The organism is Proteus sp. NMG38-2 (genome assembly GCF_020640995.1).
In the GTDB taxonomy this organism is placed as follows: domain Bacteria; phylum Pseudomonadota; class Gammaproteobacteria; order Enterobacterales; family Enterobacteriaceae; genus Proteus.
On the sequence record NZ_CP085481.1, the window covers coordinates 100,041 to 119,169 of the forward strand.

Sequence of the window (19,129 nt, forward strand, 5' to 3'; positions counted from 1 at the left end):
CTTATTTATTTTAAAGATGTGATAAATAAAATGCAGTTAACACGAAAAATAAACCAGCGTTGATGCCAATCAGTTACTCCTTTATTGAGAGAGGAAAATAAAGAGCAACTAGAAAATTGTTTTGCGATTATTTTTTGATTTTTTGCATCACAACATTTACGAAAAAGAATAAAAAAACTGCCTAACTCACGAATGGCCTGTTGGCGGAGTGCTTTTGCTAATAACTGATCAGATTGTTTATCGGCTTCTTTTAATAGTTGTAAGATTATCTGCAAATAACTTTGTGTTCGCTTGGCTTCTTTTTGTGGATCGGGTTTACGTGTAATAGAGTCAGGATTAGCACAGTAATAATAGAGAGGTTGGTTATCAAAACCTATTCGCTCTGCAAAAAGTGCTAATTGTGTTGTCCACAGAATATCTTCATGATAAAGCCCCTCAATAAATCGAAGTTGGTATTTTTTTATTAAGTCATGCCGGATTAATTGCAACCAAACGAAATGTGGCCATTGATGTTGAGTGACGGCATAAATGATCCACTCACTGCCTTTGATGACTTTTTGATAAGGTTGTCGTTGATGGATTGGTCTTTGGTGCTTTTTAAGATCACTTGGATTGAATCGTTCGCCATTGCCAATTAAAACATCAACGTGTTGCGTAACGGCTAGTTGATACCAATGTGCAAGTAATTCAGGTTTAATAAAATCATCACTATCAAAAAAAACTATCCATTCGCCTTGGGCATATTTTAAACCTGTATTTCTTGCGCTAGATAATCCCTGATTAGTTTGATGATGAATCTTTACACGTGCATCTTTTTGACAATAAGACGTTGCGATTTCAGCACTATTATCTGTCGAACCATCATTAATAATAATGACTTCAATATCGGTGAAAGTTTGAGTGATCACACTATCCAATAATCTCGTAATACGAGACGCTTCATTAAACATAGGAACGATGACAGAAATTTGGGGTGTTTTCACAAGATTGAGCCAGTTATCAATAAATAAAGTTTTACTATCTTACCCTTTTTTTGCCTCTTCATAAGACTCAATCACTCTTATTCGTGCTTTGGCGTGATCAACTATCGGTAATGGATAATCAAGAGGATTATTAGTTTTTGCTGCCCATTCATGAGGTGTGTGAATATACCGACTAGGCACATTGGCTAGCTCAGGAAGCCAATGACGGATAAATTCGCCATCGGGATCAAACTTACGGCCTTGGGTTGTGGGATTGAATATTCGAAAATAAGGTACTGCATCGGTTCCTGTGGACGCGGCCCATTGCCAACCACCATTATTTGATGCGAAATCGCCATCAATAAGTCGTGACATAAAATAACGTTCACCCCAACGCCAATCAATTAACAAATCTTTGATAAGAAAACTTGCTGTGAGCATACGTAAACGGTTATGCATCCAACCTGTCTGATTAAGTTGTCTCATGGCAGCATCAATAATAGGAAATCCGGTTAAACCCTGTGCCCAAGCATTAAATTCCTCTTTATCATTGCGCCAATTAATTTTTTCTGTCCAAAGCTGAAAGGCGATGTGTTTGCATAAATGGGGATTAGCCACAATTAAGTGTTGATAAAACTCTCGCCAAACCAATTCGTTAAACCACACAAAAGCACCTGATGCACTGTTTTCTAAAAAATCAGGCTCTGTTTGGTATAGGCGATTAAAACATTGGCGAATAGACAATAATCCAATCGAAAGATAAGGGGATAATCGACTTGTGCCATCTACTGCAGGAATGTCCCGCCATTTTGCATAATGTGGGGCACTTTCATAACAGAATTGTTTTAAGCGTTTAAGTGCTTCTTCTTCAGTGGCGATAAAAGAGGGTGAGCTTATATTTTCAAGTGAAAACAACGGGGCTTTTAAAGGTGATACTGCTTTTTGATGTGTTCTGATCTCTGGAATAGGTAACGAAGCGTTATCTTGTGAAAAAAAGAGCCGCAAGAACGCATTTCTAAAGGGAGTAAAAACCTTATACATCTCTCCTTGTTGGGTGACTACATTACCCGGTGGAATAAACACATTGTCATGATAGGCATAAACGGTTGTCTTGTTCTCTAGTAATTCCGTGACTTTTTTATCACGGCGTTGCTCATTAAGGGCATATTGGTGATTGAAAAAAAGCGCGGTAACTTGATGTTGTTGACAATAGTGTGCGACTTCATTGGCGGCATTTGAATAAGTGTCGCTAATCACTAATGTTAGTGGAATATTAAGTTTTGCCAGCGATATCGAAAGATTAAGTAATGCATCATGAATAAACGCCTGACATGACAAAGCCATATGATGGGCTTTCCATTGTTCAGGCGTAATAGTGAAAAGGGCATGCACCTGTGCGTGTTTATCTTGGCAAGCGTTAAAGAGTGCTTTGTTATCCATCACTCTTAAATCATTACGAAACCAAACTAAATGAACAGGGGACGGGTGCATGTAACCTCTCTTAATCTAACTTAGGATGTTGATCGATAAGGGCTTGGCGTTTTTTCTGCAATGCTTCAATTTCCGCTTCGATATCTTCAACACGGTGTTCAATACTATCATAGTGCTCTGATAAAATTTCTTTAGCTTCTGATTTATCAGATGCTGCCGGTGTTGCTCCACGTAACGGTTTGTTGGCAGTTTCGATCATTTTAATCCCTGTGATCAAACCGACAACGGCAACAATCATCAGATAATAAGCAGGCATATACAAATCACCGGTCGCTTCAACTAACCATGCAGCTGCTGTTGGTGTTGCACCCGCAATTAATACTGAGATATTAAATGCGATTGCTAATGCACTATAACGAATATGGGTCGGGAATATGGCAGGTAAAATGGATGCCATTACTCCTGTAAAACAGTTAAGTAAAACCGCAAGAATTAATAATCCTAAGAAAATCAAACCGATTTCATCACTGTTAATCATCATAAACGCAGGGTAAGCAAGGACAAATAAGCCAATACTACCGCCAATAACAAAGGGTTTACGGCCAATTTTGTCACTCAATAACCCAATTACAGGTTGTACGAACAACATACCTATCATAATCGCGATGATGATCAGTACACCGTGATCTGCCGAATAATTTAGGTTATGAGATAAATAACTCGGCATATAGGTTAATAACATATAGTAGGTGACATTAGTGGCAATCACTAAACCTACACATACGGTTAAACTTTTCCAATATTTTGATGCGATTTCACGTAATGAAACACGAGGTGGATCTTGAATAGATTTTCGGTCGTCGCTATTCATTGCATCAACGTGTTGTTGGAATGCAGGTGTTTCTTCTAAAGCATGACGTAAATATAAGCCAATAAGACCTAACGGTAATGCTAAGAAGAACGGAATACGCCATCCCCATTCATGAAATGCGGCTTCACCCAAAATAGTTGAGATAAGTACAACAACACCCGCACCCATGACAAAGCCGGCGATGGAACCGAAATCTAACCAGCTTCCCATAAATCCACGTTTACGATCTGGTGAGTATTCAGCAACGAAAATTGCTGCTCCTGAATATTCACCACCAATAGAGAAACCTTGTGCTAGCTTGGCAAGTAATAATAAGACTGGTGCCCAAATACCGATGGTTTCATATGCAGGGATAAGACCGATGGCAAACGTACTGAGTGCCATAATAATGATGGTGACAGATAACACTTTCTGACGACCAAATTTATCCCCTAGCATTCCAAAAACAACACCCCCTAATGGTCTTATCAAGAAAGGTACAGAGAAAGTGGCAAGAGCCGCAATCATCTGTACGCCAGGTGATGCTCCAGGGAAGAAGACTTGACCTAAAACGTAAGCAAGGAAGCCATAAACACCAAAATCGAACCATTCCATGGCATTACCTAATGCGGCAGCAGTAATGGCTTTTTTGAGCTTACTATCATCAATAATGGTTATGTCATTGATTTGTAGTGGTTTATTTCTTTTTTTCTTCATTTTCATATTAAGTGACCTTTATTAAGGTATTCGTAATTTCTTGTTATTCAATTAATTAAAAGAAATGAAGTGACTATTTGTTAGCGAGAAGAGTGAGTGATAAAAATTCACTAAAAAACAGCTTACTTCTACCAAAATTAAATAGTGATATTAAGCTAATAGATAAGAGAATATTTATTAAGTATAGATGAGATTGAATAAGATAATAGGAAGTTTTCTTTGTTGTTTTGATATAACAAAACATAGCCTCTAAGTATTAAAATGTGATCATTATCATAACGTAATTCTGCTTTTCTGTAAAATTTATGGTGTTAGTGATTGTAAATTTAGCTTAAGTGAAGGGAATGTGTTTGCAATAAAATCGTGAAGTAAAAATTAAAATTCTATTTTAATAACATGGTGTTAGGCTGGTTTATTATTTTTTTGATTCAGGCTAACGCATTTGTATGAGTATTGTGCATAATACAAAGGTTGATAGATAAGTAGAAAATAATAACACCTTATTTTGCTTTATTATTCTTTCGAATAGTTAAAGTGAATGTGTGGATAATAGAATAGATCTCGCTATTCTTATTATAAGATTAAATCAAGATAGTATGACGAGATATCACGATAGAGATATTAAAGATAGTTTATCTATTACTCATATTTAGAATAAAAATTTATAAAATTAATAATTAACCGCGCATTTGTGCAGATTAACCCAGGTACCTCTATGAACATTAATCAACTGAAAAGCTTTGTTGAAGTCGTAAAAAATAATTTCAACATTACTAATGCGGCTGAAAAACTCTACACCTCTCAACCCACAATTAGTAAACAACTCAAAATATTAGAAGATGAGCTCAGTGTGTCTCTGTTTGTCCGTAAAAATAATAATTTATTGGCATTAAGCCCAATGGGTAAAGAAGTGCATAAAATTGCCTGCGATATTCTCGGGCAAGTTGATCGAATTAAAAGCATTGTGGCTGAAGAAGATCGTAATAAAAAAGTTGATTTGCATATTGCGACAACACATACCCAAATTCGCTATTCATTGCCCAATGTTATTGACCATTTTCGGCGTTATTACCCTAATATTTCCTTGCATTTTCATCAAGGAGCACCAGCTCAATTAGCGGAAATGGTCAAAAATGGTGATGTGGATTTTGCTATAGCAACAGAGTCTATGCACTTGTATGAAGATTTAATTACTCTGCCTTGTTATCGCTGGACACGTAGTTTACTCGTTCCTTATGACCATCCTCTTGCTGAATTACAAGATGATGAACAAGTCACTATTGAACAAATGGCTGAGTATCCATTAATTACTTATGTTTTTGGTTTTACTCGGGGATCGAAGTTAGACAAGGTATTTTATAAAAATAATCTTAAGCCCAAAGTAGCATTAACGGCAACGGATACAGAGATTATTAAATATTACGTTAAGCGTCATTTAGGTATTGGTGTTATTGCAACGGCTTCTTATGATGAAACGGAAGATAGTGGTGCATTAAAATGTATAAACATCGATCATCTTGTACAACCGAGTTATACCCATATCTGTGTCAGTAAACATACGCATATGAAAGATTATATGCATGAGTTTATTTCTCTTTATGCTCCTCATATTGATAAAAATATTATTCAGATGCCAGAGCAGTGGGAAAGCCAATGGCATAGTAAAGAGGTCTACCAAGAATTACCTGATTTACGCTCTGTAAATATCAATAATAGCGTTGCAGAATAGACATCAGATCAGAATAGAAAAAAGCCCGTTGTGCGGGGGCAATAACGGGCTTTGGGCAGAATAATAAAAGATTAGCGGGTCAGAATGTTAACAAAAATCTGAGCACCAACTAATAAACAATCATCATCGACAAAATAAGGATTTGCGTGAAGGTAATTATTAATTCCTTTCGCTTGGTTACCACTTCCTAAGAAGAACATGGCTCCGACTTTGCCTTTAGTCGCGTTAACCATGTAGCTAAAGTCTTCACTGCCTGTCATTGGCTTACCGTTCGATTCAATATTCTCTTCAGGTAAGAATTTACGCATTGCATCTAATAAACGCTGATGCGCAGTTGGATGATTCACAACAGCAGGATATCCGCTATAACTTAATGTGGTTTTAAATCCACCAGCTGTACTACGAGCCACAATTTCATCAAAACTTGCTTTCAGTACTTGGTCAGTATTTTCATCCATAGAACGGATAGTACCGCGAGCTTGAACGTGGTCAGCTAATGCGTTAGGGATAGTTCCCCCATTGATCATGCCACAACCAAAGACTGCAGGGCTAAATGGATCTGTTTTTTTCGCAACAACATAATCCATATAATCAATTAAGCGAGTCGCTTCGCGAATGGCATCTAAACCTTTGTGTGGTGTTGAACCATGTGCAGAAACGCCATAAACATCTAATGTCCATGCTGAGCCATAAGATGACATCACGCCATCATTAAAGCGTACACAACCAGTTTCAATAGCTGCATCATTATGAAGTGCGTAGGTTTCATCAACGCCTTCCATGCAACCCATTTCAACCATTTTTTCAGCACCAGGAACACGCATATCTTCTTCAGCCATTTGGAAAATAAAGCGGACGTTCGCACTCATCTCTTCTTTATTTTCGGCAAGATATTTTGCACTGGTTAATGCCATGGTCATATGAGTATCGTGACCACAGTTATGCGCACAGCCTTGGTGAATTGAGCTATGTTCATTATTAGTTAAGTCTGGCATTTCTAATCCATCCATATCAGCACGGATGGCAATTAATGGAAGTTCAGCATTAACAATTAAGTCAGCAGTAAAACCGGTATATCCATCAAAAGTTCTAATTTGATAACCAAAACTTTCCATTAATTCACGGCAATACTTTGATGTCTTATATTCTTCACCTGATAACTCAGGTATTTTGTGCAAGTCTTGTCGTGTTTTTTTACTAAAGTCATTTAATTGAAAGAGTTTTTCACTGACATTATAAATATTATTCATTAGATAACTCCCTGGATAGTAAATCCAATTTGCGCGACGATTGATGCTCCAAAGAAACAACATGTTGAAACAATCATGAAAATAAGAATAACTTTCCATGACATTTTCTTAAGTTCTTCTAATTGACCACCAACAGATAAACCAGCAAATGCTAATAAAGGAACACAACAAGATAAGAAAGAGACTTTACCAATAGAACTAATAAAGAAATCTCTTACTGGTGTTTCGGGTAAACAAATAAGTATCCCAATAATTGTTGCATAAGCAAATGTTGGTAAAGATGAAGGTAAATAATGTTTTGCAACGAGTGAAATAAATACCACTAATGACATAGCAATAAAGCTATCCCACATTGCATAAAGAGCGATCCCTGATGTTAACGTCTGAGTAAACATTGCCAGTAAAATAGCAACGAATACAAATTTCATATCAATAATTATATTTTTCATGCAGTTTTGCCTCTGGTGAAAATTTTATAAATTTTTTCTGAAAGAGGTAAACCTAAATAGGTTAATGACAGTGCGCCAAGTGCTGATGATAATAAGTTAGATGCAGCGGCAACACTTAATACTTGCTGTGCTAATGCTTCATCAAGACCATTAATTAACGCACCTGATGCAGCACTTAACATTGAACCAGAACCCACGCCAGAGCCTGCAGCGAGTGCAAGTGGGTGTAATCCTGTTAATGGAGCAATACTACCTAATACACTAAACCACAAAGTACCAATAACAGAACCACATAAATAGATGGCTAATACACCAATATATTCTTGTGAGCCTGTACCGAACTTACCTTGAATTACAGCAATAGAAGGTTCACGGCTAATAGATGAACAAGCACCAATTGCACGACGACCAAATCCAAATTTAATTGCTAATGGAACTGCAATTAATACAGGTAATAAGTTTCCGAGTTCCTGAACAAATAAAGGAACACCGACACTTAAAATCATTTTAATATTAGGAACAATCATTCCTGCATATTGCGTACCTAAAATAAGTAGGCTAAAACCCACCATTTTACCGCAGAAGCCTTCTTCTTTTTCTGTAAATAATTTACCCCATACTTTAATTTTTTTACGGGTAAATCCAGCAGATATACACATACCAATAATGACAGCAAAGAGCATTGGTAGAATAGGTATTACTGCAATGCCAATCTTAATTTCTTTTTTACCAATCACGTATTGTGAAATAAAAATCAAGAAAAGGACTGCCAGAATACTAATAAAGAAAACCTTTATCGGACTTCTACTTTTGTCCATCCGTTAATCTCCGTCGAAAAATAATCAGGCTTTATTTTAGAGGACAAAAAGCAAAAGGTAGCGTGACCAATGTCATGTTTACTTCATACCTCTTTTTCATGGAGTATGAAATAATACAATGGTGATAAATTTATTAACAAATAGAAGAAAGTTAAATTTTTTAATAAAGACAGTGGGTAAGGCTGAAATGAGTCAGCTTAATTGTTAATAAAGATGTGATGTGAAAAACTATAATTAAAAATTATTTTAATTATTAAAATAATCCTATAAATAACTTTTGTCCATTATTTAGTAAATAATAATACGTTATTAATGAGATATATTCTTATTTAATGCGATTATTATAAATTTAATGAATGTATTTGTAAGTGATATTTTATTTTTACATTTTTTACCGATGCTAACTTTATCACGACAGTGACATTATAGTGATTGGTGTTATTCTTTATATTTGAGTTAATGAAACAAATTTCTCTGTAAGTAAGTGAAGGACAGAGATCAAAAAACACAAGGAAATAGGCTTAGCTCACAGAGATACAATTCACCCAAAACTGAGGAAAGACATCACCATGAGTAAGCAAACAGTTGCAACCTATATTGCTAAAGTACTCCATAATGCAGGTGTAAAACGTATTTGGGGCGTGACAGGCGATTCTCTCAATGGATTAAGTGATAGCTTGCGAAAGATGGGAACGATTGAGTGGATGGGAACCCGCCATGAAGAAGTGGCCGCATTTGCTGCAGGCGCAGAAGCCGCAGTCAATGGAGAATTGGCGGTTTGTGCGGGCTCTTGTGGACCGGGAAATTTACATCTTATCAATGGACTTTTTGATTGCCATCGTAATCATGTTCCTGTGCTAGCCATTGCTGCGCATATTCCTTCTGCTGAAATTGGTAGCAATTACTTTCAGGAAACTCATCCTCAAGAGCTTTTCCGTGAATGCAGTCATTATTGTGAATTAGTCTCAAACCCAGAGCAGATCCCGCAAATTCTCGCTATCGCTATGCGAACCGCGATTTTGAAAAAAGGGGTAGCGGTTGTGGTTTTACCGGGAGATGTTGCGCTAAAACCGGCTCCAGAAGATGCACATGAAAATTGGTATCCGTTGCAGTTTCCACTGGTTATGCCTAATCGTTTTGAAATCGAAAAATTATCTGATGCACTGAATAACGCAAAAAATATTACTTTAATGTGTGGTGCAGGGTGCGCTCAGGCACACGATGAAGTGATTAAATTGGCTCAAACTTTAAAAGCACCTGTTGTACATGCATTACGAGGCAAAGAGCACATTGAATGGAAAAATCCGTACAGTGTAGGAATGACAGGATTAATTGGTTTTTCATCAGGTTATCATGCGATGGAAAAGGCAGATACACTGGTGCTATTAGGAACACAATTTCCTTATCGTGCGTTTTATCCATCAAAAGCCAATATTATTCAAATCGATATTAATCCAAGCAGCCTCGGTTCACATTGTCATGTCGATATGGCAATGATTGGTGATATTAAAGCAACACTAAATGCGATACAGCCTCGTTTAAAAGAGAAAACAGATACCTCTCACCTTGATGCCTCGTTGAAACATTACGCAAAAGCACGACAAGATTTGGATGCACTTGCACAACCAAGTGAACGAGAACTTATTCATCCACAATATCTAGCACGCAAATTGAGTGAGTTGGCAAATGATGATGCCATTTTTACCTGTGATGTCGGAACACCAACAGTGTGGGCGGCTCGTTATGTAGGAATGAATGGAAAACGCCGTTTGCTGGGCTCGTTTAATCATGGCTCTATGGCAAATGCGATGGCTCAAGCTATTGGTGCACAAGCATTAGATAGAAAACGCCAAGTTGTTGCAATGTGTGGTGATGGTGGATTCACCATGTTAATGGGCGATTTTATCTCGTTAGCGCAAATGAATTTGCCAGTGAAAGTGATTATTTTTAATAACAGCGTATTAGGTTTTGTGGCGATGGAGATGAAAGCTGGTGGTTATTTAACTGATGGAACAGATTTGCATAACCCTGATTTTGCTGCCATTGCTAATGCATCTGGTATCAAAGGTATTCGCGTTGAAAAAGGTGAAGATCTGGATAAGGCACTGAAAGAGGCTTTTGAACATGATGGCCCCGTGATTGTGGATGTGGTAACTGCAAAACAAGAGCTTTCTATGCCTCCTGAAATTAAGTTTGAACAGGCAAAAGGTTTTAGCTTGTATATGATGAAAGCGATTATTAATGGTCGAGGTGATGAAATTGTTCAACTAGCCAAAACTAATTGGTTACGCTAATCGCCTACCCGTAACTCGAATTATTTAGAGTATTAATTGAAGATAAAAACCCTATCAACATAAGCCGATAGGGTTTTTTATTATTGCGTTTTTTCTGTTAAACAGAAGTTTTCAATTAATTGTCCCATCAATTCACGAGTTGGCTCAATAAATGCCATATCAATAAATTCATCAGGTTGGTGGGCTTGTTCAATTGAACCTGGGCCTAATACTAAGGTAGGACAGAGATCTTGAATAAATGGCGCTTCAGTACAGTAGTTCACCGTTTGTGCTTTCTCACCTAATAACTTTTCAATGACTGCAACCATTTTATGATCGGTCGGGCACTCATAACCGGGAATAGGATCATGTAGTGCTTCAACATTTAAGCGCCCCGGCCAACGTGCTTTTACGGGCGCTAATGTTTCGTGTAGTAAATCATCTAAATCTTGCAATGTAAGCCCGGGCAATGGGCGAATATCCATATGTAATTCACAGCAAGCACAAATCCGATTTGCTGCATCACCACCATTAATATAACCAAAGTTCATGGTCGGATAAGGGATAACAAATGCAGGGTTGTTATAGCGTGTTTTTAGCGTATCGCGCAGTGTACTAAGGTGAGTAATGGATTCATGCATTAGCTCAATCGCATTCACCCCTTTTTCTGGATCGCTAGAATGTCCTGATTGCCCTGTAATGCGTATTGCATTTGATAAATGCCCTTTATGAGCACGAATCGGCTTTAGGGATGTTGGTTCGCCAATAATGGCAAAATCAGGGCGGATTGTTGTATTGGCGGCAAAATAACGTGCACCTGCCATAGAGGTTTCTTCATCTGCCGTGGCGAGAATATAAAGAGGGTGAGTTAACGTGTTAGTATCTACATCTCGTAATGCATCAAGAATAAAAGCAAAAAAGCCTTTCATATCTGCAGTGCCTAAGCCGTATAACTTATTTTCTTTTTCTGTCAGTGTAAAAGGATCTTGTGTCCAACGACCTTCATCAAATGGCACCGTGTCAGTATGACCACAGAGTAATAACCCGCCTTTTCCTGTTCCTAATGTTGCTAAAAGGTTAAATTTTCCTCGAGTTTCAGGTACAGGTTGAATTTCAATTGAAAAACCTAATGTTTCCAACCAATTAGCAAGCAAGTTAATCAGCGATTCGTTGCTTTGATCGTTCTTAGCATCTGTAGCACTGATAGAGGGCGTTGCAATTAATTGACGATAAATCTCAATAAATGTAGGTAATTTAATATTCACTGTTGACAGCCTTTCTTCATAATAGTATCAATATTCATGCACTTTTTTTGAATAAAAATACATTAATCGGTTTGTGTTCATAGTACAAGGTAAGAATGACATGTTAAATACTCTGATTGTAGGAGCAAGTGGTTACACTGGCGCTGAATTAGCCGCCTATCTTCAGCAGCATCCTCATGTGAATTTGAGCAGACTGATGGTATCAGCTCAAAGTGCAGATGCAGGAAAGCGCTTTTCTGAACTTCATCCTCAATATCGTGGCTTAGTAGATCTCCCTTTAGAGCCAATGGTTGATGTTGTTAAAGCGGCTGAAAATATTGATATCGTTTTTTTAGCAACAGCCCATGAGGTCAGCCATGATATTGCCCCGATTTTTTTAGAGCAAGGTTGTGTGGTGTTCGACTTATCGGGTGCCTATCGAGTACAAAACAAGCATTTTTATCAACAATACTATGGATTCGAGCATAAGAATACAGATTGGTTATCACAGGCAGTGTATGGATTAGCTGAATGGAATGCTGACATTATCAGTCAGGCGCAATTAATTGCTGTGCCGGGTTGTTATCCAACGGTATCTCAGTTGTCATTAAAACCCTTAGCGGAAGCGGGACTGTTAGATACCGCGCAATGGCCAGTCATTAATGCCACCAGCGGTGTAAGTGGTGCGGGTAGAAAAGCCTCTTTAACCAGCAGTTTTTGTGAAGTGAGTTTGCAACCTTACGGTGTGTTTACTCATCGTCATCAACCTGAGATTGCAACACATCTGGGCATTGATGTGATTTTCACCCCTCACTTAGGCAATTTTGCCAGAGGGATCTTAGCCACTATCACCTGTAAGTTAAAACCAGGCGTGACGCAAGAGAAAATCAGACAAGTCTTTGATGAAGCTTATCAAGACAAGCCATTAGTGCGTGTTTATGACAAAGGATTACCTGCATTAAAAGCCGTGGTAGGAACTGCATTTTGTGATATCGGGTTTGCTCAACAAGGTGAACATCTGATTGTGGTAGGTGTTGAAGATAACTTGTTAAAAGGGGCCGCAGCGCAGGCGGTGCAATGTATGAATATTCGGTTTGGTTTCGCTGAAACCGAATCACTTATTTAAATAATGAGTAGGGAAGTTTCATGGAACCATTAATTATCAAACTGGGTGGTGTACTCCTTGATAACGAAGAAGCGCTAACACGTTTTTTCACCGCATTACAACAATATCGTTCAACACACTCTCGCCCTTTGGTCATCGTACATGGTGGTGGCTGTTTGGTGGATGAATTGATGGGTAAATTGCAATTACCTGTCGTGAAAAAGCAAGGCCTGCGTGTTACACCCGCTGATCAGATAGATATCATCACAGGAGCATTGGCCGGAAGTGCCAATAAGACCTTGTTATCGTGGGCAACTCAGTTTGGGCTTAATGGGGTGGGGCTTTCTTTGGGTGATGGGCAATTAGCAAAAGTCACTCAAATTAATGAAGAGTTAGGCCATGTAGGAAATGCAACTCCCGGCTCTCCAGATTTACTTAATTTATTACTGGGGGCAGGCTATCTACCTATTATCAGCTCTATCGGTATGACTGAGAAAGGTGAGCTGATGAATGTCAATGCAGACCAAGCTGCAACCGCTATCGCAGAAACATTGGGTGCTGATTTAGTGTTGCTTTCAGATGTTAGTGGCATTTTAGATGGTAAAGGTCAAAAGATAGCAGAGATGTCAGCCGAAAAAGCACAGACATTAATTGATCAAGGCATTATCACTGACGGCATGATTGTGAAAGTAAATGCAGCGTTAGAAGCGGCTAAAACACTTGGTAGACCCGTTGAAATTGCCAGTTGGCGCCATGCTGAAAAACTAACCGCACTGTTTAATGGTGTTGCAGTAGGCACCCGTATTTTAGCTTAAAAATGACTCTATAAATCTTATCACTATTTGATAGTTGGCTGAATTTAAACAAATTAGGAATTGAAGGTTATCACTATGACTAAAGGTATTAAGAAAATCGTACTAGCGTACTCAGGCGGATTAGATACTTCGGCGATCATTCCTTGGTTAAAAGAGCATTACGATAACTGTGAAGTTGTTGCTTTTGTTGCTGATGTTGGGCAAAGCCGTGATGATTTAGTTGGCGTAGAACAGAAAGCGTTAGCGTCAGGAGCATCTGAGTGTTACGTCGTTGATTTACGTGAAGAGTTTATCAAAGACTATGTTTATCCTGTGTTAAAAACCGGTGCTTTATATGAAGGTAGCTATTTATTAGGTACTTCAATGGCACGTCCAGTTATTGCTAAAGCTCAGGTAGAATTGGCATTAAAATTAGGTGCTGATGCTGTTGCTCATGGCGCAACGGGTAAAGGTAACGATCAGGTTCGTTTTGAAAGCACCTATGCAGCTCTTGCTCCGCAACTAAAAGTCGTCGCGCCTTGGAGAGAGTGGGATTTACGTTCTCGTGAAGCACTGCTGGATTATCTGAAAATCCGTAATATTCCCACTACGGCTACACTTGAGAAAATTTATAGCCGCGATGAAAACGCATGGCATATCTCAACGGAAGGTGGTGTATTAGAAAGCCCATGGAATGCATCAAATGAAGATTGTTGGGCATGGACTGTCGATCCTAAGAAAGCACCAGAAACACCAGAATTAGTCACTGTTACAGTTAAAGCGGGTGAAGTTGTCGCGGTAAACGGTAAAACACTATCACCTTTCGAGTGTTTAGATACATTAAATACATTAGGTGTTAAGCACGGTATCGGACGTATTGATATTGTTGAAAACCGTTTAGTGGGAATGAAATCTCGTGGCTGCTATGAAACTCCAGGGGGCACTATCATGATGGCTGCTCTGCGTGGTGTTGAGCAACTAGTTCTTGATAGGGATGCGTTTAAATGGCGTCAACAACTCGGTTTAGAGATGTCGTATGTAGCCTATGACGGTCGTTGGTTTACGCCAATCCGTGCTTCACTACAAGCGGCTGCGGAATCGCTGGCAAAAGATGTGAATGGCGAAGTGGTTTTAGAGCTTTATAAAGGCCATGTGAATGCCATTCAGAAAAAATCAGAAAATAGCCTGTACTCTGAGGAATTTGCAACCTTTGGTGAAGATGAAGTTTACGATCACAGTCATGCTGAAGGTTTTATCCGTTTGTATTCCCTGCCATCACGTATTCGTGCACTGAGCAAGAAATAACGTAAGGCAATAGAGTGGTGCTAACAAGCATCACTCTTACTCTCTTTTATTACACAGAATAAATACAGGAAGCGATTATGGCACTCTGGGGTGGACGTTTTAGTCAGGAAGCTGATCAACGGTTTAAACAATTCAATGATTCACTGCGGTTTGATTTTCGACTGGCACAACAGGATATCTTTGGCTCAGTAGCTTGGTCTAAAGCGTTAGTCACAGTGGGTGTATTATCGCAAGATGAACAAGCTCAACTTGAGCAAGCTTTAAATGAATTATCAGAAGAAGTAACAGCAAACCCACAATCTATTTTACAAAGTGATGCAGAAGATATTCATAGTTGGGTTGAAAGTAAGCTTATTGCCAAAGTCGGTGATTTAGGTAAAAAATTACATACAGGTCGTAGCCGTAATGATCAGGTCGCAACAGACTTAAAACTATGGTGCAAAGAAGAGGTCATTCATCTTCGCCAAGCGATTGTTGAGCTACAAAAAGCTTTAGTTATTACCGCAGAACAAAATCAAAATGCAGTGATGCCGGGTTATACCCATTTACAACGCGCTCAACCAGTAACATTCGCACACTGGTGTTTGGCCTACAATGAAATGTTAGCCAGAGATGAAAGCCGTTTAGCTGATGCTTTGAAACGTTTGGATATCAGTCCGTTGGGATGCGGTGCATTAGCAGGCACAGCTTATGATATCGATCGTGAACAATTAGCGGGATGGTTAGGTTTTGCGAGTGCAACTAACAATAGTCTAGACAGTGTATCTGACCGTGATCATGTATTGGAGCTATTATCTTGCGCATCTATTGGGATGGTGCATTTATCTCGTTTTGCAGAAGATCTTATTTTCTTTAATAGTGGTGAAGCGGGCTTTATTGAATTATCAGACAAAGTGACCTCAGGCTCATCGTTAATGCCTCAAAAGAAAAATCCAGATGCACTTGAGCTTATCCGTGGAAAATGTGGACGAGTTCAAGGTGCATTAACGGGCATGATGATGACCTTAAAAGGTCTGCCTTTAGCTTACAATAAAGATATGCAAGAAGATAAAGAAGGGTTATTTGATGCCATTGATACATGGTCTGATTGCTTGCATATGGCAACATTAGTTCTTGATGGCATTCAAATTCGTCGTTCTCGCTGTGAAGAAGCCGCTAAACAAGGTTATGCTAATGCTACTGAACTGGCAGATTATCTTGTTGCTAAAGGCGTGCCATTTCGTGAAGCGCACCATATTGTGGGTGAAGTGGTTGTTTGTGCCATTGAGCAAGGTAAAGCAATTGAAGAACTTCCTCTTTCTGAATTACAGATGTTTAACGATAAAATCATGATTGATGTGTACGATATTTTATCACTTCAATCATGTTTAGATAAACGTCTTGCAAAAGGGGGCGTTTCTCAAAAACAGGTCGCTTGTGCGATAGAAAAAGCAAAAGAAACACTCAGTATGGATAAATAAAAAAAGAGTTTATTTAAGACAACTTACTGTTATTCCATAAGAACAGGGTATTTATTGCCCTGTTTTTTTATTTTGAATTGCCGATAATATCTATGCTCATCTTGAATTCTTTAGAATATGAAGTAATTAGATTTATTTATTAAGAAAATATCAAAAAAGAGAGACAGAATAACATTCGACTGATAGAAAAATTTATCAGTTACTATATTATCTATAGACATTAACTATCAGCAATAAATGTGGGATCTGCAATGAATATCCGTGACTTGGAATATCTGGTGGCTCTAGCTGAGCATAAACATTTTCGTCGTGCGGCAGATTCTTGCCATGTGAGTCAGCCAACATTAAGTGGTCAAATTCGTAAGCTTGAAGATGAATTGGGTGTAATGTTGCTTGAACGAACTAGCCGTAAGGTTCTGTTTACGCAACAAGGTTTGTTGCTGGTGGATCAAGCGAAAACTGTTCTACGTGAAGTCAAAGTGCTACAAGAAATGGCTTCATTGCAAGGCGAAAGTATGGCAGGGCCTTTACATATCGGGCTGATCCCTACTGTCGGTCCTTATTTGTTGCCTCATATTATCCCTGAGTTACATAAAAACTATCCTAAGTTAGAGATGTACCTTCATGAAGCACAAACTCATAGCTTATTAGCTCAATTAGATAGTGGAAAGCTTGATTGTGCAATTTTAGCAATGGTTAAAGAGAGTGCGCCGTTTATTGAAGTTCCTTTATTTGAAGAGCCAATGAAATTAGCGATTTATGAAGGGCATCCGTGGCATGAACGTGAGTCTGTGCCAATGGGCGACTTAGCGGGACAACGTTTATTGATGCTAGAAGATGGGCACTGTTTACGGGATCAAGCGTTAGGATTCTGCTTTCAAGCGGGCGCAAAAGAAGATACTCATTTTAGAGCAACGAGTTTAGAGACATTACGTAATATGGTCGCTGCTGGTAGTGGAATAACCCTATTACCTGATTTATCAGTACCTCAAGAGCAAAAACGTGATGGAGTTTGTTACTTAGAATGTACAGATCCAAATCCATCACGTTCTATTATCTTAGTCTATCGTCCCGGATCGCCTTTGCGTAATCGTTATGAGCAGTTAGCAGAGACAATCCGTGAACATATGACCGCATTTTATGCAGAAAAACAAAACGCATTAAAATAAGCGGTTTAAACCATTAAGTGCAGCAACACGATAGGCTTCTGCCATTGTTGGATAGTTGAAGGTCGTATTAACGAAATATTCGATAGTATTACCTTCACCTTTTTGTTCCATAATCGCTTGGCCAATATGAATAATTTCTGCAGCACGTTCACCGAAGCAGTGAATACCTAAAATTTGCTTGGTTTCACGGTGGAAGAGAATTTTTAAACTCCCCACATTCATACCTGCTATTTGTGCTCTTGCCAGATGTTTAAACTGAGAACGACCCACTTCATAAGGGATCTTCATTGCAGTGAGTTGTTGCTCTGTTTTACCTACAGAACTAATTTCAGGAATGGTGTAGATCCCAGTTGGAATATCTTCAATCAAGTGTGTTTCTGATTTTCCCGTTGTGATTGCCAAAGCCGCAATACGACCTTGATCATAAGCAGCTGAAGCTAGACTTGGATAACCAATGACATCACCTACAGCATAAATGTGTTCACAACTGGTTTGGTAGTGGGCATTAACAGAAACGAGTCCACGACTATCGGTTTTAATACCGACGTTTTCTAAGCCTAGAGTGTCTGTATTTCCTGTTCGGCCGTTTGCGTAGAGTAGGCAATCTGCTTTGACTTTTTTACCTGATTTTAGGTGAACAATAACACCATCATCGACACCTTCAATGCTTTCGTATTCTTCATTATGACGAATAACAATACCGTTATTCCAGAAGTGATAAGAAAGTGCATCAGACATCTCTTGATCAAGGAAAGACAATAGGTGATCACGAGTATTGATTAAGTCTACTTTTACTCTTAATCCTCTAAAGATAGAGGCATATTCACAACCAATGACACCTGCGCCATAAATAATGACATGGTGAGGCTCATGCTCTAAATCGAGAATAGTGTCACTGTTATAAATACGAGAATGAGAGAAATCGACATCCGGTGGGCAATAAGGGCGAGAGCCCGTTGCAATAATAAAGCTATCAGCAGAGAGAATATCGCAAGTACCATCAGGGTAACGTACGCTGATCCTGTGTTCGTCAATAAATGCCGCTTCACCCGAATACATTGTACAGTTATTGCGTTCGTAGAAACCTTGACGCATTTTAGTCTGCTGACTAATCACGGTGCTGGCTTGACGAAGTATTTGAGAAAAAGAGGAGTTAATAAGACGAGATTGGTCGCTATAAAGTGGGTTTTGATTAAACTCGATAATGCGACTTACTGCATGGCGTAGGGCTTTGGAGGGAATAGTACCCCAATGCGTACAGCCACCACCAACTTTGTTATAACGTTCTATAACTGCGACGCGTTTTCCTTGTTTAACAAGCCCCATGGCCGCGCCTTCACCGCCAGGACCTGAACCGATAACAATGGCATCGAAATGAGAATGTTGCATAGGAAGAGACCTGTTTTATACAAACCGACAACGCTATATTAACATTAGAATGAATAATAGCCCAATTGACATTAAGGGCATTAGTCACACTTTGTTGAGTTTTTATGAGAATGTGTCTTTAGAGATGATTGTACGCACTGCTTTTTTAACAAAGTTTGATATATTGAGCATAAACCAAATTAGG

15 protein-coding genes are annotated in these 19,129 nt (G+C 38.7%); 7 read left to right on the plus strand and 8 right to left on the minus strand.

The annotated features are described in order from the left end of the window. Positions 1 to 5: 5 nt before the first annotated feature. From LG402_RS00470 to proP, 3 genes are read right to left on the minus strand one after another with little or no spacing between them, the layout of a single operon-like run. On the minus strand, positions 6 to 983 hold the full coding sequence (locus LG402_RS00470; RefSeq protein ID WP_227336277.1) for a glycosyltransferase: 978 nt from the start codon (positions 981 to 983) through the stop codon (positions 6 to 8). Between the two features lie 39 nt (positions 984 to 1,022). Continuing rightward, on the minus strand, positions 1,023 to 2,453 hold the full coding sequence (phrB, locus tag LG402_RS00475; RefSeq protein WP_227336278.1) for a deoxyribodipyrimidine photo-lyase: 1,431 nt from the start codon (positions 2,451 to 2,453) through the stop codon (positions 1,023 to 1,025). A 10-nt stretch (positions 2,454 to 2,463) separates the two neighbouring features. Then, positions 2,464 to 3,966, minus strand: a complete 1,503-nt coding sequence (gene proP / locus LG402_RS00480; protein ID WP_072070617.1) for a glycine betaine/L-proline transporter ProP — start codon at positions 3,964 to 3,966, stop codon at positions 2,464 to 2,466. Between the two features lie 709 nt (positions 3,967 to 4,675). On the opposite strand from proP, the gene LG402_RS00485 reads away from it, so the two are divergent. Beyond that, positions 4,676 to 5,689, plus strand: a complete 1,014-nt coding sequence (locus LG402_RS00485; RefSeq protein WP_072070616.1) for a LysR substrate-binding domain-containing protein — start codon at positions 4,676 to 4,678, stop codon at positions 5,687 to 5,689. A gap of 71 nt (positions 5,690 to 5,760) precedes the next feature. Here LG402_RS00485 and LG402_RS00490 read toward each other — a convergent pair whose 3' ends face one another. The 3 genes from LG402_RS00490 to LG402_RS00500 are packed head-to-tail and all read right to left on the minus strand — an operon-like array spanning position 5,761 to position 8,206. Further along, the gene (locus LG402_RS00490; RefSeq protein ID WP_227336279.1) at positions 5,761 to 6,939 is read right to left on the minus strand and encodes a M20 metallopeptidase family protein; all 1,179 of its coding nucleotides are present in this window, start codon (positions 6,937 to 6,939) and stop codon (positions 5,761 to 5,763) included. Next, entirely contained in the window at positions 6,939 to 7,388 is a 450-nt protein-coding gene (locus LG402_RS00495; protein WP_006534124.1) for a hypothetical protein, read from the minus strand. The genes LG402_RS00490 and LG402_RS00495 overlap by 1 nt, the downstream gene beginning before the upstream one ends. Next, entirely contained in the window at positions 7,385 to 8,206 is an 822-nt protein-coding gene (locus LG402_RS00500; RefSeq protein ID WP_166539342.1) for a DUF3100 domain-containing protein, read from the minus strand. Before LG402_RS00500 ends, LG402_RS00495 begins: the two co-directional genes overlap by 4 nt. A 569-nt stretch (positions 8,207 to 8,775) precedes the next feature. Here LG402_RS00500 and poxB point away from each other — a divergent pair. Continuing rightward, a complete protein-coding gene (poxB, locus tag LG402_RS00505; protein WP_227336280.1) occupies positions 8,776 to 10,500 on the plus strand; it encodes a ubiquinone-dependent pyruvate dehydrogenase in 1,725 nt (574 codons plus the stop codon). Positions 10,501 to 10,580: 80 nt separating this feature from the next. Here poxB and argE read toward each other — a convergent pair whose 3' ends face one another. Further along, on the minus strand, positions 10,581 to 11,744 hold the full coding sequence (argE, locus tag LG402_RS00510; protein WP_166539344.1) for an acetylornithine deacetylase: 1,164 nt from the start codon (positions 11,742 to 11,744) through the stop codon (positions 10,581 to 10,583). 100 nt (positions 11,745 to 11,844) lie between these two features. On the opposite strand from argE, the gene argC reads away from it, so the two are divergent. From argC to oxyR, 5 genes are all read left to right on the plus strand, one after another. Then, positions 11,845 to 12,849, plus strand: a complete 1,005-nt coding sequence (gene argC, locus LG402_RS00515) for an N-acetyl-gamma-glutamyl-phosphate reductase (RefSeq protein ID WP_227336281.1) — start codon at positions 11,845 to 11,847, stop codon at positions 12,847 to 12,849. A 20-nt stretch (positions 12,850 to 12,869) separates the two neighbouring features. Further along, positions 12,870 to 13,643, plus strand: coding sequence for an acetylglutamate kinase (gene argB, locus LG402_RS00520; protein ID WP_109409927.1), 774 nt, complete (start codon positions 12,870 to 12,872; stop codon positions 13,641 to 13,643). A gap of 75 nt (positions 13,644 to 13,718) precedes the next feature. After that, positions 13,719 to 14,927, plus strand: coding sequence for an argininosuccinate synthase (locus LG402_RS00525; RefSeq protein ID WP_227336282.1), 1,209 nt, complete (start codon positions 13,719 to 13,721; stop codon positions 14,925 to 14,927). 77 nt (positions 14,928 to 15,004) lie between these two features. Continuing rightward, positions 15,005 to 16,387, plus strand: coding sequence for an argininosuccinate lyase (gene argH, locus LG402_RS00530; protein WP_166539346.1), 1,383 nt, complete (start codon positions 15,005 to 15,007; stop codon positions 16,385 to 16,387). Between the two features lie 251 nt (positions 16,388 to 16,638). Continuing rightward, entirely contained in the window at positions 16,639 to 17,556 is a 918-nt protein-coding gene (oxyR, locus tag LG402_RS00535) for a DNA-binding transcriptional regulator OxyR (RefSeq protein ID WP_075672972.1), read from the plus strand. Here the strand turns inward: oxyR and sthA are convergent. Beyond that, complete coding sequence (sthA, locus tag LG402_RS00540; protein WP_109409930.1) at positions 17,548 to 18,945, minus strand: Si-specific NAD(P)(+) transhydrogenase; 1,398 nt, start codon at positions 18,943 to 18,945, stop codon at positions 17,548 to 17,550. The genes oxyR and sthA overlap by 9 nt on opposite strands. Positions 18,946 to 19,129: the final 184 nt, after the last annotated feature.

Coding starts and splice junctions, on each gene's coding strand:
- argB (WP_109409927.1), top strand. CDS start 12,870: ATGGAACCATTAATTATCAAACTGGGTGGTGTACTCCTTGATAACGAA.
- proP (WP_072070617.1), bottom strand. CDS start 3,966: ATGAAAATGAAGAAAAAAAGAAATAAACCACTACAAATCAATGACATA.
- oxyR (WP_075672972.1), top strand. CDS start 16,639: ATGAATATCCGTGACTTGGAATATCTGGTGGCTCTAGCTGAGCATAAA.
- LG402_RS00485 (WP_072070616.1), top strand. CDS start 4,676: ATGAACATTAATCAACTGAAAAGCTTTGTTGAAGTCGTAAAAAATAAT.
- LG402_RS00495 (WP_006534124.1), bottom strand. CDS start 7,388: ATGAAAAATATAATTATTGATATGAAATTTGTATTCGTTGCTATTTTA.
- LG402_RS00490 (WP_227336279.1), bottom strand. CDS start 6,939: ATGAATAATATTTATAATGTCAGTGAAAAACTCTTTCAATTAAATGAC.
- poxB (WP_227336280.1), top strand. CDS start 8,776: ATGAGTAAGCAAACAGTTGCAACCTATATTGCTAAAGTACTCCATAAT.
- LG402_RS00500 (WP_166539342.1), bottom strand. CDS start 8,206: ATGGACAAAAGTAGAAGTCCGATAAAGGTTTTCTTTATTAGTATTCTG.
- argC (WP_227336281.1), top strand. CDS start 11,845: ATGTTAAATACTCTGATTGTAGGAGCAAGTGGTTACACTGGCGCTGAA.
- sthA (WP_109409930.1), bottom strand. CDS start 18,945: ATGCAACATTCTCATTTCGATGCCATTGTTATCGGTTCAGGTCCTGGC.
- LG402_RS00525 (WP_227336282.1), top strand. CDS start 13,719: ATGACTAAAGGTATTAAGAAAATCGTACTAGCGTACTCAGGCGGATTA.
- phrB (WP_227336278.1), bottom strand. CDS start 2,453: ATGCACCCGTCCCCTGTTCATTTAGTTTGGTTTCGTAATGATTTAAGA.
- argH (WP_166539346.1), top strand. CDS start 15,005: ATGGCACTCTGGGGTGGACGTTTTAGTCAGGAAGCTGATCAACGGTTT.